The sequence below is a fragment of the Lelliottia amnigena genome, assembly GCF_019047465.1.
Taxonomy (GTDB): Bacteria; Pseudomonadota; Gammaproteobacteria; order Enterobacterales; family Enterobacteriaceae; genus Enterobacter; species Enterobacter amnigenus.
In genome coordinates this window covers 199,774-223,966 of sequence record NZ_CP077236.1, presented here as the reverse complement: position 1 = coordinate 223,966, position 24,193 = coordinate 199,774, and the positions used below count along the sequence as shown (strand labels likewise).

At 50.1% G+C, this 24,193-nt stretch carries 32 protein-coding genes and 2 pseudogenes; 27 read left to right on the top strand and 7 right to left on the bottom strand.

What is annotated here, in order from left to right; genetic code table 11:
- Window positions 1–18: 18 nt before the first annotated feature.
- Complete coding sequence (yegS, locus tag I6L74_RS01105) at window positions 19–918, bottom strand: lipid kinase YegS (protein WP_059179211.1); 900 nt, start codon at window positions 916–918, stop codon at window positions 19–21.
- A gap of 228 nt (window positions 919–1,146) precedes the next feature.
- Here yegS and I6L74_RS01100 point away from each other — a divergent pair, with 228 nt between their 5' ends.
- The 6 genes and pseudogenes from I6L74_RS01100 (at window position 1,147) to I6L74_RS01075 (ending at window position 5,454) form a co-directional block, all read left to right on the top strand.
- Window positions 1,147–1,587: an MFS transporter gene (locus I6L74_RS01100; protein WP_059179210.1), complete on the top strand. Its 441-nt coding sequence runs from the start codon at window positions 1,147–1,149 to the stop codon at window positions 1,585–1,587.
- 187 nt (window positions 1,588–1,774) lie between these two features.
- On the top strand, window positions 1,775–2,257 hold the full coding sequence (locus tag I6L74_RS01095) for a glutathione peroxidase (protein ID WP_059179209.1): 483 nt from the start codon (window positions 1,775–1,777) through the stop codon (window positions 2,255–2,257).
- 73 nt (window positions 2,258–2,330) lie between these two features.
- Window positions 2,331–2,455 (top strand): annotated as a pseudogene (locus tag I6L74_RS21340) (ogr/Delta-like zinc finger family protein); the annotation flags it as partial.
- A 373-nt stretch (window positions 2,456–2,828) separates the two neighbouring features.
- Window positions 2,829–3,539: an NlpC/P60 family protein gene (locus tag I6L74_RS01085; protein WP_059179208.1), complete on the top strand. Its 711-nt coding sequence runs from the start codon at window positions 2,829–2,831 to the stop codon at window positions 3,537–3,539.
- Between the two features lie 4 nt (window positions 3,540–3,543).
- Window positions 3,544–4,380 (top strand): DUF4365 domain-containing protein, encoded by an 837-nt coding sequence (locus I6L74_RS01080; RefSeq protein ID WP_059179207.1) that lies wholly within the window; start codon window positions 3,544–3,546, stop codon window positions 4,378–4,380.
- Window positions 4,381–4,710: 330 nt separating this feature from the next.
- Window positions 4,711–5,454, top strand: coding sequence for an SDR family oxidoreductase (locus tag I6L74_RS01075; protein ID WP_059179490.1), 744 nt, complete (start codon window positions 4,711–4,713; stop codon window positions 5,452–5,454).
- A gap of 333 nt (window positions 5,455–5,787) precedes the next feature.
- On the opposite strand, the gene I6L74_RS01070 is transcribed toward I6L74_RS01075, so the two are convergent.
- Together I6L74_RS01070 and I6L74_RS01065 are read right to left on the bottom strand one after the other, a co-directional pair.
- The gene (locus I6L74_RS01070; RefSeq protein ID WP_059179206.1) at window positions 5,788–6,801 is read right to left on the bottom strand and encodes a phage integrase; all 1,014 of its coding nucleotides are present in this window, start codon (window positions 6,799–6,801) and stop codon (window positions 5,788–5,790) included.
- Between the two features lie 114 nt (window positions 6,802–6,915).
- Window positions 6,916–7,215 carry a helix-turn-helix domain-containing protein gene (locus tag I6L74_RS01065; protein WP_059179205.1) on the bottom strand — a complete coding sequence of 100 codons (300 nt, stop codon included), beginning with the start codon at window positions 7,213–7,215 and terminating at the stop codon, window positions 6,916–6,918.
- Between the two features lie 121 nt (window positions 7,216–7,336).
- Here I6L74_RS01065 and I6L74_RS01060 point away from each other — a divergent pair, with 121 nt between their 5' ends.
- The 8 genes from I6L74_RS01060 to I6L74_RS01030 all read left to right on the top strand — a co-directional run bounded on the left by I6L74_RS01060 (window position 7,337) and on the right by I6L74_RS01030 (window position 11,764).
- Window positions 7,337–7,612, top strand: coding sequence for a regulatory phage cox family protein (locus tag I6L74_RS01060; protein WP_059179204.1), 276 nt, complete (start codon window positions 7,337–7,339; stop codon window positions 7,610–7,612).
- A complete protein-coding gene (locus I6L74_RS21335) occupies window positions 7,612–7,791 on the top strand; it encodes a hypothetical protein (protein ID WP_072241886.1) in 180 nt (59 codons plus the stop codon). The genes I6L74_RS01060 and I6L74_RS21335 overlap by 1 nt, the downstream gene beginning before the upstream one ends.
- Entirely contained in the window at window positions 7,779–8,279 is a 501-nt protein-coding gene (repB, locus tag I6L74_RS01055) for a phage replication protein B (protein ID WP_059179203.1), read from the top strand. The genes I6L74_RS21335 and repB overlap by 13 nt, the downstream gene beginning before the upstream one ends.
- Window positions 8,280–8,343: 64 nt before the next feature.
- On the top strand, window positions 8,344–8,565 hold the full coding sequence (locus I6L74_RS01050) for a DUF2732 family protein (protein WP_059179202.1): 222 nt from the start codon (window positions 8,344–8,346) through the stop codon (window positions 8,563–8,565).
- Window positions 8,566–8,567: 2 nt separating this feature from the next.
- Complete coding sequence (locus I6L74_RS01045) at window positions 8,568–8,792, top strand: hypothetical protein (protein ID WP_072241869.1); 225 nt, start codon at window positions 8,568–8,570, stop codon at window positions 8,790–8,792.
- Between the two features lie 21 nt (window positions 8,793–8,813).
- Window positions 8,814–9,089: a DUF5405 family protein gene (locus I6L74_RS01040; protein WP_059179201.1), complete on the top strand. Its 276-nt coding sequence runs from the start codon at window positions 8,814–8,816 to the stop codon at window positions 9,087–9,089.
- Entirely contained in the window at window positions 9,079–11,361 is a 2,283-nt protein-coding gene (locus I6L74_RS01035) for a replication endonuclease (protein ID WP_059179200.1), read from the top strand. The genes I6L74_RS01040 and I6L74_RS01035 overlap by 11 nt, the downstream gene beginning before the upstream one ends.
- Before the next feature lie 187 nt (window positions 11,362–11,548).
- Window positions 11,549–11,764: a hypothetical protein gene (locus I6L74_RS01030; RefSeq protein ID WP_059179199.1), complete on the top strand. Its 216-nt coding sequence runs from the start codon at window positions 11,549–11,551 to the stop codon at window positions 11,762–11,764.
- Window positions 11,765–11,829: 65 nt separating this feature from the next.
- On the opposite strand, the gene I6L74_RS01025 is transcribed toward I6L74_RS01030, so the two are convergent.
- Window positions 11,830–12,261: a hypothetical protein gene (locus I6L74_RS01025; RefSeq protein ID WP_059179198.1), complete on the bottom strand. Its 432-nt coding sequence runs from the start codon at window positions 12,259–12,261 to the stop codon at window positions 11,830–11,832.
- Between I6L74_RS01025 and I6L74_RS01020 the strand changes: the two genes are divergently transcribed.
- Complete coding sequence (locus I6L74_RS01020; protein WP_059179197.1) at window positions 12,260–12,451, top strand: hypothetical protein; 192 nt, start codon at window positions 12,260–12,262, stop codon at window positions 12,449–12,451. The two genes, I6L74_RS01025 and I6L74_RS01020, sit on opposite strands and share 2 nt — an antisense overlap.
- Before the next feature lie 92 nt (window positions 12,452–12,543).
- On the opposite strand, the gene I6L74_RS21330 is transcribed toward I6L74_RS01020, so the two are convergent.
- The 3 genes from I6L74_RS21330 to I6L74_RS01005 form a co-directional block, all read right to left on the bottom strand.
- Complete coding sequence (locus I6L74_RS21330) at window positions 12,544–12,732, bottom strand: hypothetical protein (protein WP_156421720.1); 189 nt, start codon at window positions 12,730–12,732, stop codon at window positions 12,544–12,546.
- Window positions 12,733–12,964: 232 nt separating this feature from the next.
- The gene (locus I6L74_RS01010) at window positions 12,965–13,981 is read right to left on the bottom strand and encodes a phage portal protein (protein WP_059179195.1); all 1,017 of its coding nucleotides are present in this window, start codon (window positions 13,979–13,981) and stop codon (window positions 12,965–12,967) included.
- A gap of 1 nt (window position 13,982) precedes the next feature.
- Window positions 13,983–15,752 carry a terminase ATPase subunit family protein gene (locus I6L74_RS01005; RefSeq protein WP_059179194.1) on the bottom strand — a complete coding sequence of 590 codons (1,770 nt, stop codon included), beginning with the start codon at window positions 15,750–15,752 and terminating at the stop codon, window positions 13,983–13,985.
- A 166-nt stretch (window positions 15,753–15,918) separates the two neighbouring features.
- Between I6L74_RS01005 and I6L74_RS01000 the strand changes: the two genes are divergently transcribed.
- From I6L74_RS01000 to I6L74_RS00950, 12 genes and pseudogenes are all read left to right on the top strand, one after another.
- Window positions 15,919–16,773 (top strand): GPO family capsid scaffolding protein, encoded by an 855-nt coding sequence (locus tag I6L74_RS01000; protein WP_059179193.1) that lies wholly within the window; start codon window positions 15,919–15,921, stop codon window positions 16,771–16,773.
- A 56-nt stretch (window positions 16,774–16,829) separates the two neighbouring features.
- Window positions 16,830–17,924, top strand: a complete 1,095-nt coding sequence (locus I6L74_RS00995; protein WP_059179192.1) for a phage major capsid protein, P2 family — start codon at window positions 16,830–16,832, stop codon at window positions 17,922–17,924.
- 3 nt (window positions 17,925–17,927) lie between these two features.
- Window positions 17,928–18,371: pseudogene (gene gpM / locus I6L74_RS00990) on the top strand (phage terminase small subunit); the annotation flags it as partial.
- Between the two features lie 145 nt (window positions 18,372–18,516).
- The gene (locus tag I6L74_RS00985) at window positions 18,517–19,029 is read left to right on the top strand and encodes a lysozyme (protein WP_059179191.1); all 513 of its coding nucleotides are present in this window, start codon (window positions 18,517–18,519) and stop codon (window positions 19,027–19,029) included.
- Window positions 19,026–19,454 (top strand): DNZ54_00345 family protein, encoded by a 429-nt coding sequence (locus I6L74_RS00980; RefSeq protein WP_059179190.1) that lies wholly within the window; start codon window positions 19,026–19,028, stop codon window positions 19,452–19,454. Before I6L74_RS00985 ends, I6L74_RS00980 begins: the two co-directional genes overlap by 4 nt.
- A complete protein-coding gene (gene lysB / locus I6L74_RS21325) occupies window positions 19,436–19,870 on the top strand; it encodes an Rz-like lysis system protein LysB (RefSeq protein WP_059179189.1) in 435 nt (144 codons plus the stop codon). The genes I6L74_RS00980 and lysB overlap by 19 nt, the downstream gene beginning before the upstream one ends.
- Window positions 19,758–20,003 carry an Rz1-like lysis system protein LysC gene (lysC, locus tag I6L74_RS00975; RefSeq protein ID WP_082691933.1) on the top strand — a complete coding sequence of 82 codons (246 nt, stop codon included), beginning with the start codon at window positions 19,758–19,760 and terminating at the stop codon, window positions 20,001–20,003. The genes lysB and lysC overlap by 113 nt, the downstream gene beginning before the upstream one ends.
- Window positions 19,966–20,433 carry a phage tail protein gene (locus I6L74_RS00970; protein ID WP_059179188.1) on the top strand — a complete coding sequence of 156 codons (468 nt, stop codon included), beginning with the start codon at window positions 19,966–19,968 and terminating at the stop codon, window positions 20,431–20,433. The genes lysC and I6L74_RS00970 overlap by 38 nt, the downstream gene beginning before the upstream one ends.
- The gene (locus tag I6L74_RS00965) at window positions 20,426–20,890 is read left to right on the top strand and encodes a phage virion morphogenesis protein (protein WP_059179187.1); all 465 of its coding nucleotides are present in this window, start codon (window positions 20,426–20,428) and stop codon (window positions 20,888–20,890) included. Before I6L74_RS00970 ends, I6L74_RS00965 begins: the two co-directional genes overlap by 8 nt.
- A 220-nt stretch (window positions 20,891–21,110) precedes the next feature.
- The gene (lpxA, locus tag I6L74_RS00960) at window positions 21,111–21,902 is read left to right on the top strand and encodes an acyl-ACP--UDP-N-acetylglucosamine O-acyltransferase (protein ID WP_059179186.1); all 792 of its coding nucleotides are present in this window, start codon (window positions 21,111–21,113) and stop codon (window positions 21,900–21,902) included.
- 1,297 nt (window positions 21,903–23,199) lie between these two features.
- Window positions 23,200–23,841 carry a phage baseplate assembly protein V gene (locus I6L74_RS00955; RefSeq protein ID WP_059179185.1) on the top strand — a complete coding sequence of 214 codons (642 nt, stop codon included), beginning with the start codon at window positions 23,200–23,202 and terminating at the stop codon, window positions 23,839–23,841.
- The gene (locus tag I6L74_RS00950; protein ID WP_059179184.1) at window positions 23,838–24,188 is read left to right on the top strand and encodes a GPW/gp25 family protein; all 351 of its coding nucleotides are present in this window, start codon (window positions 23,838–23,840) and stop codon (window positions 24,186–24,188) included. Before I6L74_RS00955 ends, I6L74_RS00950 begins: the two co-directional genes overlap by 4 nt.
- The last annotated feature ends 5 nt before the right edge of the window (window positions 24,189–24,193 follow it).

The following is a 24,193-nucleotide window of genomic DNA, read 5'->3' as shown; positions in this document are numbered from 1 at the left end:
TCGTGCAGCGCTAAAACATTAGCGTAAAAGCGGGCAATCGGGCGGCAGTCGACAGTTCAGCGCGCGGGGCAACAGCGAAATACGGAAATGTTCACCGCTTAGCGGCTCGCCGTCCAGATTAAACGTCATACCGTGTGGGGCGATAATTTCAAACCACGCGGACTGACCGTCGAGAATATTGGGGCTTTCTTCTGGATTGGTCAGCGTGGTGAACAGCGCCGGCAGCAATCCATCACTGGTAAAAATACGCAGTTGTAGCAAACCGTCATTAATCAATGCATCGGGGCAAAGCTGCTGCCCGCCACCGGCTTGACGCCCGTTACCGATGCCAATCACCAGTGCATCGCCCTGCCAGTGAAAATTCTCACCGTTGATTTCACAGCGGTCGGGCTTCAGCATATCCATCCGCATCAGGCCATGAATCAAATACGACACGCCGCCGAGCGCAGCTTTAAGTTTTTCCGGCGTTTCGCTGGTGATCCGCGTGCCAAAACCGCCTGTCGCCATGTTAATAAAGCAGGTTTTATCATTAACCTGAGCGATATCCACCGCCGCGGCTTTCCCCGCAATCGCCAGCTGGAGCGCTTTATCCAGGCTTTCCGGAATCCCCGCGCTGGTGGCGAAATCATTCGCGGTACCGAGCGGTAAAATCCCCATCGCCGGACGATCCGCCGCATCGCGCTCGATAAGCGCGGTCGCAATTTCATTGATTGTCCCGTCGCCACCGCCTGCGATAACGGTCTCAACGCCCAACTGGCAGGCCTCTTCGATATAACGCGCGGCGTCGCCTTTTTCCCAGGTGACGCGAACGTGAATAATCACTCCGTTATCACGCAGTTCAGAGATGACCTCGCGCAGCAGTTCGTTACCGGCACTTTTGCCGTTGAGGATCAGTAAACTTTCCGGATATGTCGCCATCCACGATGCTCCCTATTTAGCTCTACCAAGAGTGTATCTCAGGGAAGGGAAAAGCGCGTAAGAACAGGATGAAAGGGACAAAATATGTCCCTCATCGATTTGTGATGATGATTGCGTGGCTGTCGCCTCCGTACCAGGAGTGGACTCCGCCTGGCAGTGAGTGCTGACATAAATATCATTCTACTCGTCGCAATCCACGAAGTAGCAGGTTCAGCGCAGTAATGGCTTTTGTTAATCGCCATCTTGTTCGCCTACGGTGTCGCAGGTATCGTCGGTAACTTTCTGGCGGGCATCACCGCAGCGCGCTACACGACATTCACTCTTATTATGATTGCGGCAGGTCTTGTGTTAACGCCGTTACTGTTTATTACCACCGGGCAATCGGTCACTGGGGGCGGCGGTGTTCTCATCTTTTGGGGGCTGGCATATGGTGGACTTTCCGTCGGACTGATGACCTGGATGATGAAAGCCGCACCGCGTGCGGTGGAAATTGCCGCTGCGCTTTATGTCGGGGTATTCAACACTGGGATTGCGTTGGGATCGTGGAGCGGGGGGCAGATCGTCGATATGATGGCCCTGACAGACACACTCTGGTTGGCCTGCGGGTTAGCGACAGCAGCCTTGCTTTTGGCAGTGGCCGCTGGCCTGAATCGAGATAATACTGAGTAAAATCTGGCGCAGGGTGCCTGTTGGTTGCTCTTACCGTTCGACTTTGCAAAGATGAATCGCATACGATTCCCGACCTGCCACGCACTCTGGACCGGGGTCTTCTCTTCACGACACATACCCTGTGCTCCCGAGACAGCACAATAGGTTAATGTCGACGTCGAACCGGTTCAACTTTGAGGATTCCCCTATGACCGCCTTTTATCAACTTACGGCCACCAGCCTTGGCGGCCAGATTATCTCTATGAACGACTACGCGGGTAAGGTGGTTCTGGTCGTCAATACCGCCAGCCAGTGCGGTTTCACGCCACAATATGGCGGCCTTGAGGCGCTTCATAAGAAATACGCCGCACAGGGTTTGGTGGTGCTTGGTTTCCCTTGCAATCAATTCGGTAAACAAGAACCCGGCGGGGCCGACGACATTGCGCGGACCTGCCACATTAACTACGGGGTGAGCTTCCCGATGTTCGAGAAAGTCGAGGTCAACGGAACTGCAGCGCACCCGGTTTTTCGTTATCTAAAAAGCGAATTGCCCGGCGTGCTGGGTGGGCGGATCAAGTGGAACTTCACGAAATTCCTGATTGGACGCGACGGTAAACCGCTCAAGCGTTTTGCACCGATCACCACACCGGAGAAAATGGAAACCGCCATCCTTGCTGCACTTGGGATTTAGGTGTCCGGTAAAACTATCCCGCAAAGGTTAGTGAGTAACGTGCATATATCGGCAACGTTGGAGGGTGATCATCATGCTTCACTGCCCAAAATGCTGTGCCCAGCTCATGCTCGCACGAGTCGCTATTTTTCAGACATGACAAACGAGCGTTATCATCAGTGCACCAACATCAACTGCAGTTCTCATCAGTGCACACACATCAACTGCAGTTCTCATCAGTGCACACACATCAACTGCAGCTGCACCTTTTCACGGTCGAAACACAATCGTTTTCTATCGTTTCACCGGTGAAGTTGTGCCGATACCGCCGCACCCGACAAAGATTGGTCAGCAGCAAACCCATTGGATGTAACCAAAAAAAGCCCGTATTCACGGGCTTTTTTTATCCGCTAGATTTGTGGTGGTAATGACATGACAGTCGGCAAAGTGCCAGAAGCGGACGTCGATATCCTAAGCCAGTGTTATTCAAAGGGAGCAGGTCAGATTTACAGTAATGATTCCAGTCAGTTAAATGTTAAGGTATAACTATTTTCAGTAGAGCAACTTATGCAATCGACACTGGGAAAGGAAGATGTCATCAGACAAAAAAGAAACCGTTTGTAGCGATATAGATGTCTATAGTGTTTTAGAGCATAGAGCAAGGTTTGTGAGACGGACAAACATCGCTCTGATAATTCTATTGATTATGGCTGCCACTTTAGTTACGACTCTTATTGTTGGATATAAGGACAATCAGAAAAACTGGATTTCCGATATTCTTAATGCGTCCATAATTAAAAAAAATAACCTCAAGCCGGGCGATCTGGTTTTATTTAATACTGGTAAAAATGAGGGGGATAGGCATGTGGGTGTATTTTTAGGCAATAACTCGGAAGTCGGTTCCTTTAAGCCCCTCAGTCCGGAACAAGAGGCTTCCTATAAGGCTTGGAAAGGGATCACTTACAACACCACAAAAAATCAGAGTGAAAAAATTGCTGATTCGATAGCTACGGTCCTACTAACTCTATCTCTAATAATATTTGTTGGTTTCATAATGAGAGCCGTTTTGGTGTTCATTAGATATTACATGCAACTTGGGACTGATTTTGAAAATCAGAGGCTGGCTTATATTATAAGTAAAAAAGAAGGAGGCGATTTTAGTAAAACATTGCAAGATCTTAGGAGTAGCAACATCAATTTTGAGAAAACACCTCAATTACCACAAGAGAAAATAATCATAGGTCTAATTGACGTGTTAAAAAAGATTGACCCGTCTAATAAAAATTCAGCTACAAAGGATTGATACAGTGAAAAGATTTAAAGATACAAGCATAACTGGATGGTCAGGAGAATATTATTTTGCATATTGGGTTGTTTCAAACTTTAAATGGGCTTGCAGACTTCTTGATATAGATATTGGGATTGATGCGCAAGTTGAAGTTTTTGACAAGGAGTTTTCAACTGGTGACTTTTTTGCAGTTCAAATAAAGAGCACTGTTTCTGACTCTCCTAACATATCCTTGTATCTTTCAGATTTTAATTACTGGAATCAGATTGATGGAGTCGTGGTTTTGGTGTCCATAGTTCTTGGTGATAGAACATCTAATCCCGTTATTTACTACAAAGTCATGAATGAAAATGAAGTTGAAAAACTAATTTTAGCTGCAAACAAAAATAATGGTGGTAGCGCAACGGTAAAATTTAATAATAGAGACCTTCTCACCAAAAGGTCCAAGATGAAATGGCTTTCTTCACTTATCCGAGGAGAGAGTATTGTAATTGTTGAAAAGGCAAAAGAGCTTTCAGGGCTTATCGATGTCGTTTTTACTTACTCGCAAGATAACAGTGTCCAAGATATGGATGGTCACATGGAAATTTTTAAAAATATTAATGACATCTGGTATTCTTATGAAAAGATATGCGAAGCAACTCGGTACCATAAGAATTTAGAAAATTATTCAAGAGATATTCGTCTCGCGCTTGCTAAATTCTCGAAAGATAAAGACGAACTTCTTGAAGTATTTTCAAACTTAGTATATGAAGTTAAAAGAGATTATCAACCTGAAGAAATGTTGCCTGACAACTTACATGAGGAGTTAAGACAGTCAGAGTATTCATGGGTGAATAGTAGTCGTAATAGATAAATGAAGAAGGGATACGCCACCTTCATTTATCTAAGCAGTATATGCCATCCTCAATTACTGTCAGCATTGTTACTCTGCGAGGACATCGGTTTCAGTTCCATATCTTTTTAATACTTCCGCTCCTCGCTCATTGCAGACCTTCGGCTCCAGCAGATCGTCCGCTTCGTGCCAGGAGCAGAAGTGACTGCCCCCCCGGTACGCTATTAAACAGTTTGCAGTGCCGCTTATTCATATTCCGCATGTAAAAAGGGCACTAACTGAAAGATGTCACTCCACCTCCTCATGTATATCTACATCCACACAAAGTAACTAAGAAAAGGATGCATGAAGATGCTGAGAGGTAAAAGAGCGGTTATTACTGGTGGAGGCGGGGGATTTGGTCAGGCGCTGTGCGTGTGGTTGGCACGAGAGGGTGTCGAGGTGGATTTTTGCGCGCGACGGGATGATGATATTCAAAAAACCTGCAGCATCATTGCCGCTGAGAGCGGCATTGCAAAAGGGTATATCTGTGATTTAACCCGACATGAATCGGTTGCTCAGCTTTCTTCACAGCTGTTAACTGCAGACAAGCCCATAGACATTTTAATCCTCAATGCTGCTCAGTGGTTGTCAGGGAGATTAGACGATCAGCCTGACACAGAAATTATCAATACCGTCAGTTCGGGGCTCACAGGTTCGATTCTACTGACTCAGGCGTTGCTGCCTGGATTAAGACGTTCAGACAGTGCTGATATCATCTCAATTATATCTTCATGCGGGATCCCGAATTTTACGGATTCAATTGCGCATCCCGCCTTTTTCGCGAGCAAACACGGGCTGAGCGGGTTTACTTCTAAACTGTCACAGCAACTGTCTGAAGAAAACATCCGTGTGACCGGCCTGTATCCACCGGATTTTGAGCTTACAGGGTTGGAGACGTTTGTTGATAGTCAATCCAGAATGGGGGAACGTCTGATGAACGGGCGATCGATCTGGGAAACGATTCGTTTTGTACTAACTCAACCGCGCAGTTGCCATATAAGTAGCATCTACTTTCAAGGTCCAACTCGCGAAGACCTGAGTGCCAGGAGCTGAATCCGATGAGGTTGAACTCACAGCGCTTAGCAGGCCTTTAGCTTAGCCCCAGTTCGTCCGCTTCGTGGTGTGAGTTCAACGGGTCGAAGCATGCCCTGTGGACTAAATGGGGTTTACCTACCAGCGTCAGTACAAACAAAAGCCCCGCATGAGCGAGGCTTTACGTATTGATATGGTCAATGCGGATAAATTGATGGAAAAGACCATGTATGTCATTTGGTTAAAACAAAAAATAAGCCTGCGTAAGGGCGTTTATACGCCCTTACAACAGGGGCTTTCAGCGGTGCAATGCGGGTTTGCACGGCACACAAGACCACTGAAAACCACTATAAATCACTCAAGCGTGGACACTGTGTGGACACTCTGAGCGTCCGTGCCACCGCGTAAAGGATTGAGCGTTATCGCGTCCTGCAGGTATTCAGGGGCGAAATGTGCATACGTCATTGTTTGCTCAATTCGTGAATGCCCGAGAATCCGTTGAAGCGTGATAATGCTGCCCCCGTTAATCATAAAGTGAGTGGCAAAGCTGTGACGCAATGCGTGCGTTGCCTGACCCGGTGGCAGGTCCGGTTTCAACTCCTTCATTAGCCGTCTGAACGCTGGATAGTTAGCGTCAGTGAACAGAAAGCCACGCTTACCTGCAGTGATCATTGTTGCCAGCTCCTCTGATATCGGAACGGTTCGCGGCTTGTTGGTCTTTGTCTTAACGAACGTGACGCGATTTTGGATGATGTTTTCCGCTTTCAGTTTTGCCGCCTCACTCCATCTCGCGCCGGTGCTAAGGCAAAGAATCGCAATTTTTTTATTATCTCCGTCTACTTTAGACAGGAGCTCGGCGATCTCTTCTTGCGTGAGATATCCAGTTTCCGGTTTATCTTCCTTCAACCTTTTCAGGCCCCGGAAAGGATGCTCCCCGAAAAATAGCTCCGCATCTATCAATGCAGTAAACATCCCGCTAAGACACGTTAAATCACGATTTATACTCGATGGCTTGATGCCTTGAGAACGCCGCACAGTGCTGTATTGGCTTATCAATGATTTTGTAATCTGAAAAGCACATGGGTCACTGGTTATCTTGGTAAACAGCTCAATCTTGCCCAGGTAATCTCGACCGTGAGTCTCATGTTTGCCTTTCAACTCCCACCAAATTTTTGTCAGTTCCGACAGATGCCGCTTATCAGTCGGTTTCGCTAACCATTCTTTGTTGTGATGGTTGTACTGCGTATGTTTCTCGAAAGCGATAGCTTCGCTTTTCTTTTCGAACTTCCTGCGGATGCGCTTTCCGTTGCGCCCTGCAGGTCTAATGTCCACTTCATATCGACCATCATCGAGTTTCTTAATTGTCATAAGAAAACCCTCCGAAGGTATGTTTACTCTTTGTTGCTAACTGCTTGTTTTTAAATGCTGGGTACTTTTCGGCCAGTATTAAGCACTTTTCAAAAATGTACCTGCGATGAAGCGTTAACCAGTCTTTTGGTCTGAGTGCGGCAAGTTTGTTGTTTCTTGCCCAAAGTGTGCGAGTGCCGGTGCAATCTGCCCGGATTCTGGTGATATTTGTTCAGTCATAAACCACAAGGTGTATTTACTAAAGCGGGGGTTTTGAAGGATTTTCATCGTTACATCTGTCGGCGGAACAGTCCTTCCACTTTCATAGTAAGTTAAGGAGCTGTAAGGAACTCCTGTAATTTCAGCAAATTGCTTCCGATTCAGCCTTTCTGACTCCCTTATAAGCGCCAGCTTCTCACTGATTGCTGTTGACATGTTTTCAAGATCCTCTAATATTTACGAAATGTTCTATTGTGATTCAAGTTACTCTAAGTTCACTTGGAAACATTAGAGAACATTGAAGCCCATTGGTTAGATCTAGATGAAAGGTTATCAGATGATCAAACAAGTTGTCAGTACTAGTGATGCAGTTCCCTACCCTGAGTTTGCCAAACTCATCGGCAAGACACCTGCAGCGGTGCGTGGAATGATTGAGAAAGGGAAGTTGCCAGTAATTGAAATGACTGACCCGCAATCAACTTCTGGCAGGGCGGGGGAGTTCTGGGTGTACCTCCCTGCATGGAACAATGGGATGAAACTTGCCTACGAAAGCCGCCCGAAAGAAATTCGCGAAGGGTGGCTTATGTGGCTTGGTTTGGGGGAGCCCAAATGATGACCGAGCCACGTTGTATTGCCCAGTTGCTCCGTAATGAAAGCCCTGTGTCGATTAACTTCACGATCACTCATGGCCGTGGACGTCAGGGCGTTATTATTAGAACCCGCAAGCCTGGCATTTTTGCCACCGCGAAACGCATCTTTAAATCAAGAGGGTTATCCCTATGTCGGTTATGACTCTTGCGCTGGTCCAAAAACAACCTCAATCACTTCGCGTTGTAATTGGTAAACATCTTGCGCTTCCCCGCTGGCAGGATACTTGCGATTTTTATAATCAGATGATGGAACGTGATCGCCTGACAGTATGTTTTCATGCTCAGTTAAAACAGCGTCATGCAACTATGCGCTTTGAGGAAATGAATGATGTAGACCGTGAGCGTCTGGCTTGTGGTATTGATGAATTGCGAGCCGCATTTTCGAAACGTCGGCAGGTTGGCGCTTCTGAGTCGGCTTATATTAGTTTTTTGTCAGTGGGTCAGCGTCGCGCTTTATTCCTTCATGCTGGTTTAAGCGAGGTCGAATTTAATCAGCCTTACTGGCGCATTGATGAAGATTCTTGTTATTGGCGTGAGAAATTATTCCGCGCGCTCCGTGAATTATTCAGCTTGTTTGAGTATGCCCCAACTATTTTAACCTCGGTTAAGCCTGAGCAATATTTGCATTAATTAACTAGTCGAACATTTCACGCACTTGAATGTGCGGGGCATCTTTTTGTCTGGAGCCGGGTAAATGGAAAAAGAATTATCAGCACCTCCCAGCAATATGAAAGCTCTGTTGGAACAGGCTGCAGTTGAGGCGCAGCTAGTCACGGCGACCCGTTTCGCGTCGGCGCTTGATTCTTTGATAGCTCACATTTGCAAGTCTGAAATGAATCGGACTGAAATCATCGAGCTGTTGGGGCAGGAATCAGCAAAGATTCACAATGATATTTTAGGAAGTAATGGTTTTTAATTATGACTCAAATTAAACGTTCTGGAAAAAAACTAACTGACTTTCAAATTGTGTTGCTTAAAAAACTCCACTTACTAACCCCTTTATACATTACTAAAGGATTGTTTAGAACGTGCCCCTCTAAAGTGAGTAAAGCCTATCTAGGCATGGTTGGTCGTGGATATGTAATTGAAGTGGATGGTGGGTTTTGCATTACGAGTGAAGGTTTAAAGGTAGTTTGTCTTTAATATTGTTAAGGTGGTTTTTTTATGAGCATTCATATCGTTATCGGAAATAAATTCGTAATTACCAGCGATCAATTCCAATTTATTTTGCAGGAAAAGAAAATCGCTAAATCTGGAAAGAGTGCCGGTAAAGAGTGGCTTGATATCGTGGGCTTTTATCCAACGATTCCTAAGCTCGTTTCTGGCCTGATTTTGCATACCCTTCTAACCGGTGAAGCTCGTCAGTTTTCGGATTTAGAAAAGCAGGTTGAGCAGTTGGGACACAAATGTCTGGAAGCATTCACTGCTAATGGCCGCTGAGAATCGGGGGCGCGTCGCCCCCTCGCCACAACCCCCACTATCAAAAAGCACCGGTGATACTTTCGTCGGTGCTTATTCGTGGAATAAACCCCGCGAGGCCATAGGCCGCGACAGACCCCTTACACGTGCCGAACTCCGTCAGGTGCAAGGTGTTTTAAACCGAATTGACCGGCTGCCTTTTTTCCTACAAACGCTGTTTACGTCGCGTTATAACTTCATCCGCCGCACTAAGAGCCCACTCGGTGCGCTCTATTTCCTGAAAAATACTTTTGAGAGGAAGCTGTTGCCGCGTCTTGAGCGCGTTAACGAGCTGTGTGGGATGAATGAATCCGCCTCGATTGGCTTTTTGTCCGAGCGTGACCAATATGCGCGCCTGCCTGATATGAGCGACAAAGAGCTCAGGAAATTTTCAGCCCGAATTGCCTCACAGCTCTGGAGCAAATACGAGGAACTGAGCGACGCCTGGGCGGAGGCGCACGGCGGTAAAGAGACCCTTTTTACCGACGAGGCGCAGGCGCATTTGTATGGTCAGGTGGCCGGTGTTGCACGTGCTTTCAACTTCACCCCTTTGCACTGGAAAAAATACCGTAAGGGTCAGATGACGATCCGACAGGCATTTTCCGCTATCTCCCGTCTGATTAAAGATGAGTGGTGGGTCAACCAGCTCAAAGCGCAGCGTATGCGATGGCGCGAGGCGTTGCTAATTGCTGCCGGTGAGGTCAATAAAGACCGTTCACCCTACGCCAGCAAAATGGCGATCCGCGATGTTCACGCGCGCCGCCTGGCTAATCTCGAATACCTCAAATCCTGTGAGCTGGAAAACAAAGTTACCGGCGAACGAATCGACCTTATTAGCAAGGTTATGGGAAGCATTTCAAATCCTGAAATACGTCGAATGGAGCTGATGAACACTATCGCCGGGATTGAACGCTACGCGGCAAGCGTTGGCGACGTGGGGATGTTTATCACACTGACCACACCATCGAAGTATCACCCGACTCGTCAGGTTGGCAAAGGCAACAGCAAAACGGTTCAGCTCAATCACGGCTGGAACGATACCGCATTCACCCCCAAAGACGGCCAGCGCTATCTCTGCCGAATATGGAGCCTGATGCGCACTGCTTTCAAAGATAACGATTTAGAGGTTTACGGAATGCGGGTTGTCGAGCCTCATCACGACGGTACGCCACACTGGCACATGATGCTGTTTTGCAAACCCGGTCAGCGTAAAACTATCAACGAAATTATGCGTCGTTATGCACTCAAAGAGGACGGACACGAAAAGGGTGCGGCAAAACAGCGCTTTGAGTCCCGTCATCTTAATCAGGGTGGCGCGGCGGGTTATATCGCTAAATACGTTGCCAAAAACATCGACGGCTACGCGCTCGACGGCCAGCTCGACCACGACACCGGCAAGCCACTGAAAGACACGGCTGCAGCGGTCACCGCATGGGCGTCTACGTGGCGCATTCCTCAGTTTAAACCGATTGGCCTCCCGACAATGGGCGCTTACCGGGAACTGCGCAAACTGCCGCGCGGGGTGAGTATTGCCAGCGAGTTTGACGACAGGGTCGAGGCCGCGCGAGCTGCTGCAGATGAGGGCGAGTTTGACCTCTATATCATCGCGCAGGGTGGGGCAAATATGCCGCGTGATGCTCAGGCCGTCAGGGTCGCCCGTAAAGCGACGGATGAGGTCAACGATTATGAGGAGGATATTGAGAGAGTGGTTGGTATTTATGCCCCTCACCTCGGCGCGGGTCATATCCGTATAACGCGATCCGCAGACTGGCGCATCGTTCCAAAGGCTTTGGCCGTTGAGCCTTTGACTTTAAAAAGCGGCTCTGCCGCGCCTCGGAGTCCTGTCAATAACTGTGGAAAGCTCACCGGCGGTGGCGATCCAGTTATGACCCCCACACCGTCAGAGCAAGCCGCAGCGGTGTTAAATCTGATTGATAACGGGGTGATTGGCTGGGATGACCCCGAGGTGATGAGCGTGTTCAGAGCCGCGTCAAAAGTGGGGGCGCGTCGTAAAAATCGTCAGCAAAGAAATGCAGCACCGCTAAAACCTGCCGAACAGGCACCATCAGCCAGGATGACAAAACCCGAAAGGGATCGCGTCGCAAAAATTCGTTTCGATTTGGCTCAGGAAGGTATTACGCCGGAACGGTGGGAGCTCGACGTGCTGGCGCGTGGGGCATCGGTTATTTATGGCGATAAAAAATTCAAATATCTGGTTGCTGATGAGTGGCCAGGATTTTCAACAAACCAATAAGGGTTATTTAAATGGCTGATTTTGCATCAACAAAGAGAGCCGCTAGTTTTGAGGAGTGGCACGAGCAGTTAATGGATTATGCAGAGCTACGCGGAGGTAGCGCTTCTGACGCGGATGCGTGGAGAGAAGATTATGATTCTGGCCGAAGTGTTGCGGATGCCTGGCATGATGCATGGGGGGATGACTGATGCATGTAGTTCGAGGCGAGATACCGCAGCACAAAACCAAAAGTATCAAGCTGATGGCCGTCGTGCATCGCCTGCAGCAAATTATGATTAACGAGAATCTGACGCCTGACGAACTGGTCAGGTGTGCCGGTGTCGTCCGGGATAATCACCGTAAATTTAACGACATCAGCAACCCGAAATTAGATGTTATCCAGCCGCCACCACGGCGACCGTAAAACGTCGCCGGTGCTGAAACTCGCTTTCAGTGCCGGTGGCGTTGAACAACGAGCCCGGCGAGGCGTTAGCTGGTTATCAGATTGACACCGAGGGAAAGCAGGTTTGTCACCGCGCCGGCAATAACTCCCGGCGTCCCGTCTTTCACTGCGCTGATAATTTTATCGCCCATCGTTTCATTGCCGCCGAGTGCATCAGGTTTTTTGTTGAGGACAGCGAGTGCTTTCTCGGTCAGGCGCACGTCCCGAAAATAGGTCTGATGGTCTGTCTCATACTGGATGTAGCCGTTTTCATTAAGAAAAGTGAATGTGCCCTCAACCACACTACGTAACTGATTGAGTGCTTTCATTTCTGGTGAGTTAAGTTGGTCAAAGTAGTCATGAGGTAGTGCGGCGTTAAATTTTTCGTAGGTAATAACCTGTGGTACGGGGAAGTTATCCCATAACACCGCAAAGATTGCCGCCGTCTGCTGGTTAAATAATTCGAGGTTTTTGGACATGCAAAATTCCGTTTTATCGTTAGACCCGTTTGCCAACTGGGCAAAGAGATTGACTGTTATGGCCTCAAATAACGACCTGAGCTCCCGTGAGGTGGAAAGCTACACTGCAAAAATGGTTGAGCAAGCCAGTAAAGATGAGCTTACGGTCATTATTAAACACCTGTTAAACCACATCAGAATGCACAAATAATAGGATCTATTTCAATATGTTATCTCTCGTTTATGAAAATCCGTGGACTACGATTTTTCTGCTGATTGTTGCCAGTATGTGCCTCAACAGTGTTATTGGCGCATTGCGCGGCCAGTAACCCGCCATAAAACCCGTCCCAAACCGGCACACTGTATGCCGGTTTTTTTATGCCATTTATCCGTGCTTGCTTCGTTTTTTAGCGGCGCATGCAACAGGTGCATGAGTTTGCATTCGTTTTTTATTTCCGGTTTTGCCAACCAGCGCCAGCGCTGGCGTGGCACGGGGCTCCTGATGCACCTGCATTAAAAGCGACCCGATAAGCGTGCAGGCGTGGCGGGGAAAGCATTGCGCGCCAGATGTGGTGTCAGCATTTAATTGTGTACGCCTGCGAGCCTCCTGACGGCGCTGCCGCTTCGCTGGCCTGCGACGGGGCTGACTGATAAATGCGTTGCGTGTGGCGCGTCTGAGGCGGTCTGTGATGATGCCGCCCGGAGGCGGCATTTTTTGCGGGTTTTATTCTGATTCGAGGCTGTAATCTTTAAAGCGGATCACCTCCATTCCGAGCCAGTCGTTTACCTCTTTGAAACGCTCCTGCAGTGGTGACAGCTCGTTACGCACAAACACCTTCGCCACCTTCTCGACATCACCCATTGAGCCGATATTTTCAGGCTTGCCGCCCATCAACTGGAACGGCACGCGGTGCGCATCGAGCAGGTCAGCGGCGCTCACTTTTTTGATATTGAAAAAATCATCCTTCGTGGCGACTTCACTCAGTGGCACGATCTTAATGCCGTCCGGTTTTCCGTTGGGTGCATAGAAAAACAGGTTTTTAAAATTCCCGAGCCCTTTCGAATCCCGCATTGCAGAGCGCAGCGACTCAACGTCGGTGCTGCTTTGCGCCGCGTCAGTGACGTACATGATGTAACCCGCGTGTGCGCCGTTCTGGTAATACTTGCGACGAAACAGCGTGGCGGACTCATTCAGCCAGGCGGAATTGAGCGCGCTCAGGTATTCCGGCATCCCGTAAAGCTCCTGATTAATATCAGGCTCAAGCAGGTGAAATACCGAGCCGGGCGCAAATTCGTGCGGATGGGTGAAGCTCGACACGTACCAGTAAACATCCTCCTCGACGCCACGGCGGGTGTATTTTGCAGGCGATGTTTCCAGCTTCATGAGCTGGCCAGTGACGCTCATGCGTTTTTCAAGATAGCCGTTGGCAAAGACCAGATAATCGAGCACCAGGCGGCTGAAATCCTGACGCGACAGCAACGGATGCGGGATGTAGGTGCTCGCCAGAATATTACGCTTCACGTAAATTGGTGAGCTGTGATGTACGGCGGCGCGCAGGCTTTTCGCCAGCCCCGACAAGTTGACCGGCGGCTCGTACCATTTTCCGTTATGAATACACTCAACGTAATCAAGAATGTCACGGCGATCCAGAACAGGGGAGGGCTCACCAAAAGTAAACGCCTCCATTTTTTGCGGTGCGCTGGCGGTCGTGGTGGCTGGTTTTTTCTGTCGTTTTTTCATCTTAGTAAATTTCCAGAATTGAATTGGAGTGCATCCCGCTCCCGGCGGAAAGCGGTTCGTTTAACAGTGCGTGCATGGTCGCCCACGCGATATCCGCGTGGCTGGCTTCCTCGCTGCGACTCGCTTCATAGGTCGAGCTGCGCCCGCTGCTGGTCATGGTTTTTCGAATGGCCATAAACGACAGCGTGATGTCAGTTGCACCGGCGTCGTATTCCAGACACCCGCGTCGGATGGTGTCTTTGGCTTTGAGCACCATCGCGGTTTTCATTTCAGGCGTGTAACGGATGGCGCGCGCCGCCGGGAAGAAGGAGCGCACGAGCTGGTAAACACCCTGGCCGATGCCGGTCGCATCGATGCCGATATAGTCGACGGTATATTTTTCGGTGAGTGACCTGATGGCCTCCGCCTGCGCCGCAAAATCCATCCCTTTCCACTGGTGACGCTCAAGGATGCGGAACTTGCCCCCGGCAACCAGCGGCGGAGCCAGTACCGCACAGCCTGCGCTGTCGCCGGTGTGTGACGGGTCATAGCCAATCCAGACCGGACGCCAGTTAAACGGACGGTCGGCAAATTGTTCGAAGTCCTCCCATTCTTCCATCGCATCGACCATGCAGCGCTGCAGCTCCTCGAACGGGAATACCGACGCTTTGTCGTCGACGAACTCGCACATGAACAGATTGCGGAAATCGTCGGCGCTGTTTTCCTGTTTCAGTTGATCCAGATTGAACAGGGTGCAGCCCCCGGCGAGCGCGTCCTCGATAGTGACAATCTGCCGCCACTGACCATCCGGGCACAGCACGCCACCGGCGAGCGCCTTGTGGCTGATATCGATGTCGACCCGTTCGTCGCGGTTGCTGCGCCCCCGGTTAAACAGCTCGCCTGACCAGAACGGATAAGCCCCATGCGCCAGCGTGGACGGGGTCGAGAAATAGGTGGTGCGCAGGTGCGACTGTGACGCCATCCCTGAGGCCACTTTGCGCAGCCGCTGAAAGTTGGGTATCCAGAAAATTTCATCGACGTACAGGTCGCCGTTGTGGCTCTGCGCGGTGTTGGAGTTAGTCCCGAGGAAAATCAGCTCTGCGCCGTTGTTGCCGATGACAATCGGATCGCCTGACAGGTCAACGTCGACCAGCCGCGCAAAGGCGATGATGTACTTACGGAACACGTATGCCTGCGTTTTACTGGCTGACAAAAATATCTGGTTTTGTCCTGTTTTCAGCGCGCGCAGCAGTGCCTCGCGTGCAAAGTAGAACGTTGCGCCAATCTGGCGCGATTTGAGGATATGGCGAATACGGTGCGCGATGCCTGCCCTGTGCCAGTTGAGCTGATACTCAAACGACTGGTGGAGGAAAATCTCTTCCAGCTTTTCGATAGCCTCGTCGCTAAAGAAATTGCGTTTCGGCTTTTTGCGATCGCCTTTGTTGCGGTTCGCAATGTTGGGATTTAAATCCACTTCATTTCCGGTCTGGCCGTAGCGGTTGATGCGTGCGAAACGTTCCATCTGGCGTGACAGAAAATCAGCGACCTTAAAATCATGCGGTGTCAGGTCTGGCTTGGCGTAAAGCTGAATCAGCCGCGCCTCAAGTGTGGTTTCCACGCGGTTGAGCGGGGCGGTTTCCTCCCATCCGTCGCGCTGTTTCCAGCTCTGCACCGTCGGGCGCTTCACCTGCAGCGTGTCGGCGATTTGCGGCACGGAAAACCCCTGCCAGAACAGCAGGCGTGCCTGTCGTCGCGGGTCGTGCAAAAGGGAGAGGTCAGTCGAAATGGTCATGGTTGCCTCGTGTCGGTGAATACGGGGCAAGGCTAAGGAATTAACAGGTCTTTATCGCTAAGCCCCTGTTGTGTCAGGGGTTGCACTTCTGCAAGCGGTGGCTGATGCGGGGCGGAGTCGGGAAACTAAGCCCGAACCGAAAACCCAACATCAGGACACCTGAACAATGGCAAAGAAAGTTTCTAAGTGGTTTCGCATCGGCGTCGAGGGTGATACCTGCGATGGCCGCGTGATTAACGGCGATGATATTCAGGACATGGCGGACACCTTTGACCCGCGTGTCTATGGCTGTCGTATCAACCTCGAACATCTGCGCGGCATCCTGCCCGACAGCGTGCTCAAACGTTATGGCGATGTGACCGAAGTCAAAGCGGAAATCATCAGCGATGACTCGGCGCTGAACGGCAAGAAAGCGCTGTTTGGCAAAATCGCGCCGCTCGACGAGCTGGTCAGCATGGTGAAAGCCGGGCAGAAGGTTTACACCTCCATGGAAATTCGCCCGAACTTCGCCAACAGCGGCAAGTGTTACCTGATTGGTCTCGCCGTCACCGATGACCCCGCAAGCCTTGGCACGGAATACCTCGAATTCTGCAGCCGCGCCACGCAGAACCCGCTCGCCGGTAAAAAAGCCCATCCTGACGACGTGTTTTCCGTTGCCTCGCTGGCTGAGCTGGAATTTGAAGATGTCCCCGACACCGTGCTCAGCAGCCTGACCGACAAGGTCAAGGCCATTTTCAGCCGCAAGCAGGTCAGCGACGACGCGCGTTTTGCTGACGTGCATGAGGCGGTGACGGAAGTCTCTGAACTAGTGCAGACCTGTCTCAGCGCGACTGACCAGCGCATCGCGGAGCTTGAGACCACCTTCGCTCAGTTTAAGCAGGACGTGACGCGCAAGGCCGAAGAAAGCGCGCAGGCGTTTTCCTCGCTAAAAAGCACCCTCGATAACACCGAAAGTCTGAGCCAGCCGCGCCGCGAAAAATCGAAAGGCGGGACGGGCGACGAGCTGCTGACTAACTGCTGATAACGCGCCGGGCGCTGTCCAGCCTGAAACCCCATTTTTAGAAAACAGGAATAACAATGCGTAAAGAAACCCGCTTTAAATTTAATGCTTACCTGTCCCGCGTTGCGGAACTGAACGGCGTCGGCACCGACGACGTGGCGAAGAAATTCACCGTCGAGCCGTCGGTCACGCAAACCCTGATGAACACCCTGCAGTTGTCATCCGCGTTTCTGACCAAAATCAACATCGTCCCGGTCGATGAGCTGAAAGGCGAAAAAGTTGGGGTGGGTGTCAACGGTACGATTGCGAGCACCGCTGATACTGCCGGGGATGACGAGCGCAAGACCGCCGATTTTACGGCGCTGGAATCCAACAAATACGAATGTGCGCAAATCAACTTTGATTTCCATATCCGTTACAAACAGCTCGACCTGTGGGCGCGATTCCAGGACTTCCAGACCCGTATCCGTGACGCGATTATCAAGCGACAGTCGCTCGATTTCATCATGGCCGGTTTCAACGGTATCGAGCGCGCGGAAACCTCCAACCGCAAAACGCATCCGATGCTGCAGGATGTGGCGGTGGGCTGGCTGCAGAAATACCGCAATGAAGCACCGGCACGCGTCATGTCGAAAATCACTGATGCAAACGGCGATGTGGTTTCGGCGGTGATCCGCGTGGGTGAAAACGGCGATTATGCCAACCTCGACGCGCTGGTGATGGACGCCACCACTAACCTGATTGACGAGATTTATCAGGACGACCCGGAGCTCGTGGTCATCACAGGTCGCAAGCTGCTCGCGGATAAATATTTCCCGATTGTCAACAAGACGCAGGAAAACAGCGAGTCGCTGGCCGCTGACATCATCATCAGCCAGAAGCGCATTGGCAATTTGCCTGCCGTGCGTGTGCCGTACTTCCCGGCCAATGCGCTGATGGTGACGCGCCTCGATAACCTGTCGATTTACTTCATGGATGATGCGCACCGCCGCGCCATCATCGAGGAGCCGAAAAAAGACCGCATCGAAAACTATGAATCGATGAACATCGATTATGTGGTCGAGGCTCACGCCGCCGGTTGCCTGATTGAAAACATCACTCTCGGCAACTTCGCGGCTCCTGCTGAGCCAGAAAGCGCCGCCGCGCCTGCTGACCAGAACGGCGGAGAGTAAGCCATGACGAGCCCCGCAGCGCTTCACATGATGCGGGTCTCGGCCTCTGAAACTGCGCGGCGGGGTGCTGCTCCGCTGCGCAATGCAACTGCCTATGAGCAGATGCTGGTTAAGCTGGCCGCAGACAATCGCACACTTAGACAAATCAGTTCCAAAGAGCAGAAAGCCGAGAAAAAGCGTGAGCTGCTGCCGTTCTACCTGCCATGGGTGGCGGGTGTTCTTGCCAATGGTAAAGGCGTACAGGATGACATTGTTATGACCGTCATGCTCTGGCGTCTCGATGCAAATGACATCGCCGGTGCGCTGGAGATTGCCCGTTACGCCATGACCTATGGCATGACGATGCCGGTCGGTCGCCGTCCGACGCCATGCCTGCTGGCTGAGGAAGTGGCGCTTGCCGCACAGCGTCTGTGTGACGCAAAACAGTCACCTGAGCTGGCGCTGCTGGCGTATTTCGGGGCGATGTCCCCTGAAAAGCTGGCGCTGTATGTCGGCGGTGGCTGCGCCATTTTTACCGCGCTGACGAATTACTGGTTTAAGCGAAAAACCTATCGCTATCTGATTTCGCTCGGACTCGATAAGGGGGCTATTCGTGAGCTCAATCATTAAAAAATGCAGTGTGGCCGCTGTGCTGGCGCTGGCGGCGCTGATGCCTGACTTTCGTCTGCTGAATACCTCGCCCGAGGGGCTGGCGTTACTCGCTGACCTCGAAGGATGTCGCCTGACACCTTACCAGTGTAGCGCGGGCGTGTGGACGTCAGGCATCGGCCACACTGCCGGTGTCACCCCGAAAGGGGATATCACCGAGCGACAGGCGGCGGTGAACCTCGTCGCGGATGTGCTCAATACCGAGCAACGACTCGCCGTGTGCGTGCCGGTGAAGATGCCGCCGCGCGTCTATGACGCGCTGGTCAGTTTTGCCTTCAACGTTGGAACCGGCGCGGCCTGTCGCTCGACGCTGGTCTCGTTTATCAAACGTCAGCAGTGGTGGCAGGCGTGCGACCAGCTTACCCGCTGGGTGTTTGTGAATGGCGTCAAAAATCAAGGACTGGAAAACCGCCGTGCGCGGGAATGGGCTTACTGCATGAAAGGAGTACCTCAATGAAAGCGTTGTTATCTTCTCTGATTTTTAATGTCGTGATTGCCGTTCTACTTGTGCTGGGTTTGAACAATCCCGACGGTGTGGCCGTTAATTTTATTGCCGTCTGGGCGTTATTTGGCTGTTTGGTTTGTATCGGAGGAAGTGTGCTGGCTGCTGTCAGCTATGAGGACTGGTTTGCGAGTCAGTCTGACCCTTACCGAACGCCAAAACACATGGCTATTTTTAGGTCTCTTATCGGAAAGCCCCGCCCACTATGGCGTCGATTTTGGTCTCTGATTCTTTCTGCTGGTACGGTTTTATGCCTGCTTACCGGGGGCAAGGTGTTTATCGCATTCACGTACTTACTTTGGCTGATCCTGTTTAACATGGTTCGTTGTTCGTACCGTCGGCGCATTAAGGAGGCTGGCCTGTGTCCAGAATCATTGTGATATTGCTTGCCGCCGGTCTGGTGCTGGCGTCGGTGCTCTGGCTGCGTCATGAGAACGGCAATTTACGGCGCTCATTCGACAGGGCGAATAAAGTCGCCACCGAACAAAAGACGACTATCGGGATGCTGAAAAATCAGCTTGCCGTGTCGCAACGTATCGCCAGGGCGAATGAGGCCGGTCAGGTCAGGCTCGCTGATGAACTGACTGCCGCCGGTGAGCAGGCGGTAAGGCGCGAACAAACTATCACGAGGTTACTCAATGAAAACGAAGATTTACGCCGCTGGTATCGCGCTGATTTGCCTGATGCTGTGCGCCGGTTGCACACCCGAAAGGCCTGCGCCTCCGCCGGTCATTGTTTACAACAACTGCCCGAAAGTGAGCCTTTGCCCGATGCCGGGAAGCGAGCCCACGATTAACGGCGATTTGAGTGCCGATATCCGCAGGCTTGAGAATGCGCTCGCCGCCTGCGCGCTCAAGGTCGAGACCACTAAAGACTGTCAGGACAAAATCGATGCAGAAAATGAAAAGTCTGCGCAAGGCACTCACTGATGCCGTGCCGCAGTTAGAAACAAATCCCGAAATGATGCGCATCTTTGCCGACGAGGGGAATATCGATGCACGCCTCGCGGCCTCGCTGTCGCACGAAAAGATTTACACCCTGAATGTGATCGTGTGTGACTTTGTCGGCGACCCCGATTTGATTTTTGTACCGGTGACGGCGTGGCTGCGTGAGAATCAGCCGGATATTTGCACCTCGGATGAGGGGCGCAAAAAGGGCTACCGCTTCCAGATGGATTTAAACGACGGTGACAACGTTGATCTCAGTATCAGTCTGCAGCTTACCGAGCGCACGCTGGTCAGGGAGGAGAACGGCGCGCTGCACGTCAGCTATGCACCTGAGCCGCCATTACCCGAGCCGGTCACGCGCCCGACCGAGCTCTATATCAATGGCGAACTGGTGAGCAAATGGGATGAATGAGTTTAAGCCTTTTGACGATAAGCTCGCCGGGCTGATTGGGGCGCTGTCACCGGCGGGGCGGCGAAAGCTTGCTGCTGCGATTGCGAAAGAGCTGCGAAAATCGCAACAGCAACGGATTAAACTGCAAAAAGCCCCGGATGGCACGCCGTATCAGGCGCGAAAGCGTCAGCCGATCAGGGCAAAAAAAGGGCGTATTAAAAGGGCGATGTTTCAGAAGCTGCGAACCAGCCGCTACATGAAAGCCCGTGGCCGCAATGATACTGCTGTGGTGCAGTTTACCGGTAAGGTGCAACGTATCGTGCAGATCCATCAGTACGGACTTAAAGACAGGCCAACCCCTAATAGTCAGGATGTTCAGTATCCACAGCGTGAGTTGCTGGGATTTAGTCGTGCTGATAAAAAATATATTGAGGAGCTGATAGTTGATTACCTTGGGGATAGTTCAGCCTTTGAATAATTTCGGATGGGAATTTTGCATTTCATTATGATAGTATTTAAAGCGCTTGAATAGCCAGGTTATAGCAGAAACTGTTCCTGCCAAGACATTCGCTACGTAACGATATTACGAGTATTCTGTAGCTTGATAAAAGTGTTAGCGTTACCTTGTGGCTGTTCCAGAACGATAGCCAACGTAACGTTTTTTGGACGATAAGCATTCTAGCTATCAGGAAATATAAATGACGATCTCTTCTACTGCACGCGTTTCGAGTAGCAGTATCATAGCACCAGGCGCAGTGATCGAGGCACATGTCAATATCGGTCCATTTTGTATTATTTCTGCGGATGTTGTTATTGGTGAGGGAACTATTATAGGGTCCCATTCAGTTATTAATGGATTTACAGTTATCGGGTGTGATAATCAGATTGGGCAGTTTTCATCGATAGGTGAAGTGAATCAAGATCTAAAATATAAAAATGAGTCAACCAGGCTAATTATAGGGAGTCGTAACAATATTGGTAACAATGCAACAATCCATCGAGGCACGGCGCAAGATAATGATTACACTATAATAGGTGACGATAATACCCTCCTGAATAACGTTCACATTGGGCATGACTGCATCATTGGTAATAGTACGCACATTGGTGATAACAGCGGCCTGGCAGGACATGTTGCACTGGGTGATGGTGCTGTGGTCGGGTTCATGTGCGCAATCCATCAATTCTGTGTATTAGGTGCATATGCAAATGTTGGGCATCACTCAGGTGTAACTCAGGATATTCCCCCATTTGTTTATGCTAGCGGTAACTATGCTGAACCCAATGGAATAGACACCACATCCAGATATTTCACCGGGTCGGGTCAGAGCGATCAGAGCTTAATAAAAGGTTGTTACGATATACTTTACAATAAATCACTATCGTTACATGAAGCGAAGGTTATGTTAAAAGAGAGGTTAAATAAGCATCCTGTTGGCGAACTATTCGAATGGTTTTTCCAGCACTCAACACGTGGAATTATCCGTTAGTAGAGTATATATTTAGTTGGATGAGTGTCGAATCTCGAATTATGCGATAGGTAAACAGAATGAAGATTGAAAAATGCTACTGTCAGCAAAATGTGGAATGTGGCATTTAATAGTGGTGGTTCGTTTTAAATACGGCAATTGAAAAATATCTTTAACTATTTTTCGATTGGCTATTCAAGGTTTGGTGGCAGTAAATGTGCAATACCCAGAACGCAAGTTACTCGTGTTCGATATGCAAGAAAAGTTTCTCATTGAACAGTTGATTCTAAGAAAACTGAAGTGAGTTATGGAGAACGTATTCATATATTCTCTATTTTAAGCTGGAGTTTATTGATTTAAATAGAGTTGAAGCAGTTTTGTGTGGTTAAGCAGGTCCTTACTGAGTGGTTCCATGTGTTTTATCATAGACGCATGGTAAGCATTCTATTGGTTCTATAGGTAATGAATACTAAAAACTTGTACGTTTCTCATAAGTGGTGCTATGCTAAATTTACTTCATCTGAAGTAAATGGTTGGTAAGCACCTTTTCTGATATTTCAGAAGTCTGTCAATTTATTGATGGACTTTTTTTTGCGTTTTCATGCAGGTCAGATAATGATTGTCAATTAATGTTGGAAATATAAACTAAGCTGGTGTGACAAAAGCATGCTTTTTCGTTTGGTATAAGCATAGCTGACACAAAATTTCTTTATTGTGATCATGGGATCATGAAAAAACACATGTCTGCTAAAAAAACTTGACTCACGTGAGACTGTTTTCTATTTTTCTAGGTGTGGTGAATCCCCCTATGCGGCGGGTCGAACCAGACACCTTTGCGATATGCTCGCGCTTCTTTGGTCTGGCAAAGAAGCACCGGGAGGCACCCGGCACCACGATTTTAATTTCATGATCATATTTTTCTAACTTTCAAGCATTTATTATTGTAATAATTATTCTGGAGGGCTGGGTTTAATTTAATGAAAAGAGCGGAGTAGGCGACATCACCGTCCGCTAATATATCATTGCTTTGTTTTTGGTTTACCTACGCTATTATTATTGCCTGGTTTCCTTCATGGTTCAATCGGAAATTTTTTAACTTATAGCATGAGTTAATTGGTTTTATTTTTTTTAAATATTTCCTGATCGCAATGGAATAGTTCACTTGTATGACTTTCAATATCTCAATTATTTAAAAGTAAGAGGTTGAACAACAAGGGAACGACAGTTTTTTGATCTCGCACAGTATCAGTGTGTTGTTTCATGCCTCTTCAAACTGCATTTAATTGTCGTTGACCATACCAGGCGGCATTCTACCTCCATGAACACATTAAATTCACTTCAGGATATCGCTCGCGCTATGCGCAACCTTATCCGTACCGGCATCGTGACCGACGTCGATCACGATGCTGGGCTCTGTCGCGTCCAGACCGGCGGGATGCAAACCACCTGGCTTAACTGGCTGACCTCCCGCGCCGGTCGCTCGCGTGTGTGGTGGGCTCCTTCCGTTGGCGAGCAGGTGCTGATTCTTGCCATCGGTGGCGAACTCGACACCGCGTTTGTGCTGCCCGCCATTTTCTCGGATGACCATCCCGCGCCGGATGCCTCGCCGGATGCGCTTCACATCGCCTTTCCTGACGGCGCGGTCATTGAGTACGAGCCTGAAAGCGGGGCGCTCACCGTGTCCGGGATTAAAACCGCTGACGTCACCGCGTCAGATTCCCTTACCGCCACTGTGCCGGTGGTGCTGGTCAAAGCTGAAACCCGCATCACGCTCAATACCCCAGAAGTGGTGTGCACTAACAAGCTCATCACCGGCTCACTCGAAGTGCAGAAGGGCGGGACGATGAAAGGAAATATCGAGCACAGCGGCGGGAAACTGACCTCGAACGGCGTGCAGGTGGATGACCACGACCACGGCGGAGTAGAACGCGGCGGTAGCAGAACGGAGGGGACGAAATGACGGTGCGTTATTTAGGTATGAACAGCCACACCGGGCTCAGTATTTCTGAGGCCGACCATATCAGGCAGAGCGTGCGCGATATTCTGGTCACGCCGGTTGGCTCGCGTGTCATGCGCCGTGAATACGGCTCGCTGCTGTCAGCGCTGATTGACCAGCCGCAGACCCCGGCGCTGCGGCTGCAGATTATGGCCGCGTGCTACTCGGCTATCCAGAAGTGGGAGCCACGCGTCAGTTTGTCGACCATCACCTTTGAGCGCGGTGAGGATGACGGCGCGCTGTATGTCGATATCACCGGGACGCGCTCGACGACGAGCCAGCCCTTTTCACTGACCATTCCACTGAGTTAAACGCT

What these genes read in the sequence shown, in the direction of transcription:
- I6L74_RS00980 (WP_059179190.1), top strand. Translation starts at nt 19,026, where the DNA reads ATGAAAGCGTTGTTATCTTCTCTGATTTTTAATGTCGTGATTGCCGTT.
- I6L74_RS01045 (WP_072241869.1), top strand. Translation starts at nt 8,568, where the DNA reads ATGACTCAAATTAAACGTTCTGGAAAAAAACTAACTGACTTTCAAATT.
- I6L74_RS00955 (WP_059179185.1), top strand. Translation starts at nt 23,200, where the DNA reads ATGAACACATTAAATTCACTTCAGGATATCGCTCGCGCTATGCGCAAC.
- I6L74_RS01020 (WP_059179197.1), top strand. Translation starts at nt 12,260, where the DNA reads ATGCAAAATTCCGTTTTATCGTTAGACCCGTTTGCCAACTGGGCAAAG.
- I6L74_RS01060 (WP_059179204.1), top strand. Translation starts at nt 7,337, where the DNA reads ATGATCAAACAAGTTGTCAGTACTAGTGATGCAGTTCCCTACCCTGAG.
- I6L74_RS21335 (WP_072241886.1), top strand. Translation starts at nt 7,612, where the DNA reads ATGACCGAGCCACGTTGTATTGCCCAGTTGCTCCGTAATGAAAGCCCT.
- I6L74_RS01050 (WP_059179202.1), top strand. Translation starts at nt 8,344, where the DNA reads ATGGAAAAAGAATTATCAGCACCTCCCAGCAATATGAAAGCTCTGTTG.
- I6L74_RS00995 (WP_059179192.1), top strand. Translation starts at nt 16,830, where the DNA reads ATGCGTAAAGAAACCCGCTTTAAATTTAATGCTTACCTGTCCCGCGTT.
- lpxA (WP_059179186.1), top strand. Translation starts at nt 21,111, where the DNA reads ATGACGATCTCTTCTACTGCACGCGTTTCGAGTAGCAGTATCATAGCA.
- I6L74_RS01065 (WP_059179205.1), bottom strand. Translation starts at nt 7,215, where the DNA reads ATGTCAACAGCAATCAGTGAGAAGCTGGCGCTTATAAGGGAGTCAGAA.
- I6L74_RS01085 (WP_059179208.1), top strand. Translation starts at nt 2,829, where the DNA reads ATGTCATCAGACAAAAAAGAAACCGTTTGTAGCGATATAGATGTCTAT.
- I6L74_RS01070 (WP_059179206.1), bottom strand. Translation starts at nt 6,801, where the DNA reads ATGACAATTAAGAAACTCGATGATGGTCGATATGAAGTGGACATTAGA.
- I6L74_RS01030 (WP_059179199.1), top strand. Translation starts at nt 11,549, where the DNA reads ATGCATGTAGTTCGAGGCGAGATACCGCAGCACAAAACCAAAAGTATC.
- I6L74_RS00950 (WP_059179184.1), top strand. Translation starts at nt 23,838, where the DNA reads ATGACGGTGCGTTATTTAGGTATGAACAGCCACACCGGGCTCAGTATT.
- repB (WP_059179203.1), top strand. Translation starts at nt 7,779, where the DNA reads ATGTCGGTTATGACTCTTGCGCTGGTCCAAAAACAACCTCAATCACTT.
- I6L74_RS01035 (WP_059179200.1), top strand. Translation starts at nt 9,079, where the DNA reads ATGGCCGCTGAGAATCGGGGGCGCGTCGCCCCCTCGCCACAACCCCCA.
- I6L74_RS01095 (WP_059179209.1), top strand. Translation starts at nt 1,775, where the DNA reads ATGACCGCCTTTTATCAACTTACGGCCACCAGCCTTGGCGGCCAGATT.
- I6L74_RS00965 (WP_059179187.1), top strand. Translation starts at nt 20,426, where the DNA reads ATGAATGAGTTTAAGCCTTTTGACGATAAGCTCGCCGGGCTGATTGGG.
- I6L74_RS01005 (WP_059179194.1), bottom strand. Translation starts at nt 15,752, where the DNA reads ATGACCATTTCGACTGACCTCTCCCTTTTGCACGACCCGCGACGACAG.
- lysC (WP_082691933.1), top strand. Translation starts at nt 19,758, where the DNA reads ATGCTGTGCGCCGGTTGCACACCCGAAAGGCCTGCGCCTCCGCCGGTC.
- I6L74_RS01000 (WP_059179193.1), top strand. Translation starts at nt 15,919, where the DNA reads ATGGCAAAGAAAGTTTCTAAGTGGTTTCGCATCGGCGTCGAGGGTGAT.
- I6L74_RS01075 (WP_059179490.1), top strand. Translation starts at nt 4,711, where the DNA reads ATGCTGAGAGGTAAAAGAGCGGTTATTACTGGTGGAGGCGGGGGATTT.
- I6L74_RS01025 (WP_059179198.1), bottom strand. Translation starts at nt 12,261, where the DNA reads ATGTCCAAAAACCTCGAATTATTTAACCAGCAGACGGCGGCAATCTTT.
- I6L74_RS00970 (WP_059179188.1), top strand. Translation starts at nt 19,966, where the DNA reads ATGCAGAAAATGAAAAGTCTGCGCAAGGCACTCACTGATGCCGTGCCG.
- I6L74_RS01010 (WP_059179195.1), bottom strand. Translation starts at nt 13,981, where the DNA reads ATGAAAAAACGACAGAAAAAACCAGCCACCACGACCGCCAGCGCACCG.
- I6L74_RS01040 (WP_059179201.1), top strand. Translation starts at nt 8,814, where the DNA reads ATGAGCATTCATATCGTTATCGGAAATAAATTCGTAATTACCAGCGAT.
- yegS (WP_059179211.1), bottom strand. Translation starts at nt 918, where the DNA reads ATGGCGACATATCCGGAAAGTTTACTGATCCTCAACGGCAAAAGTGCC.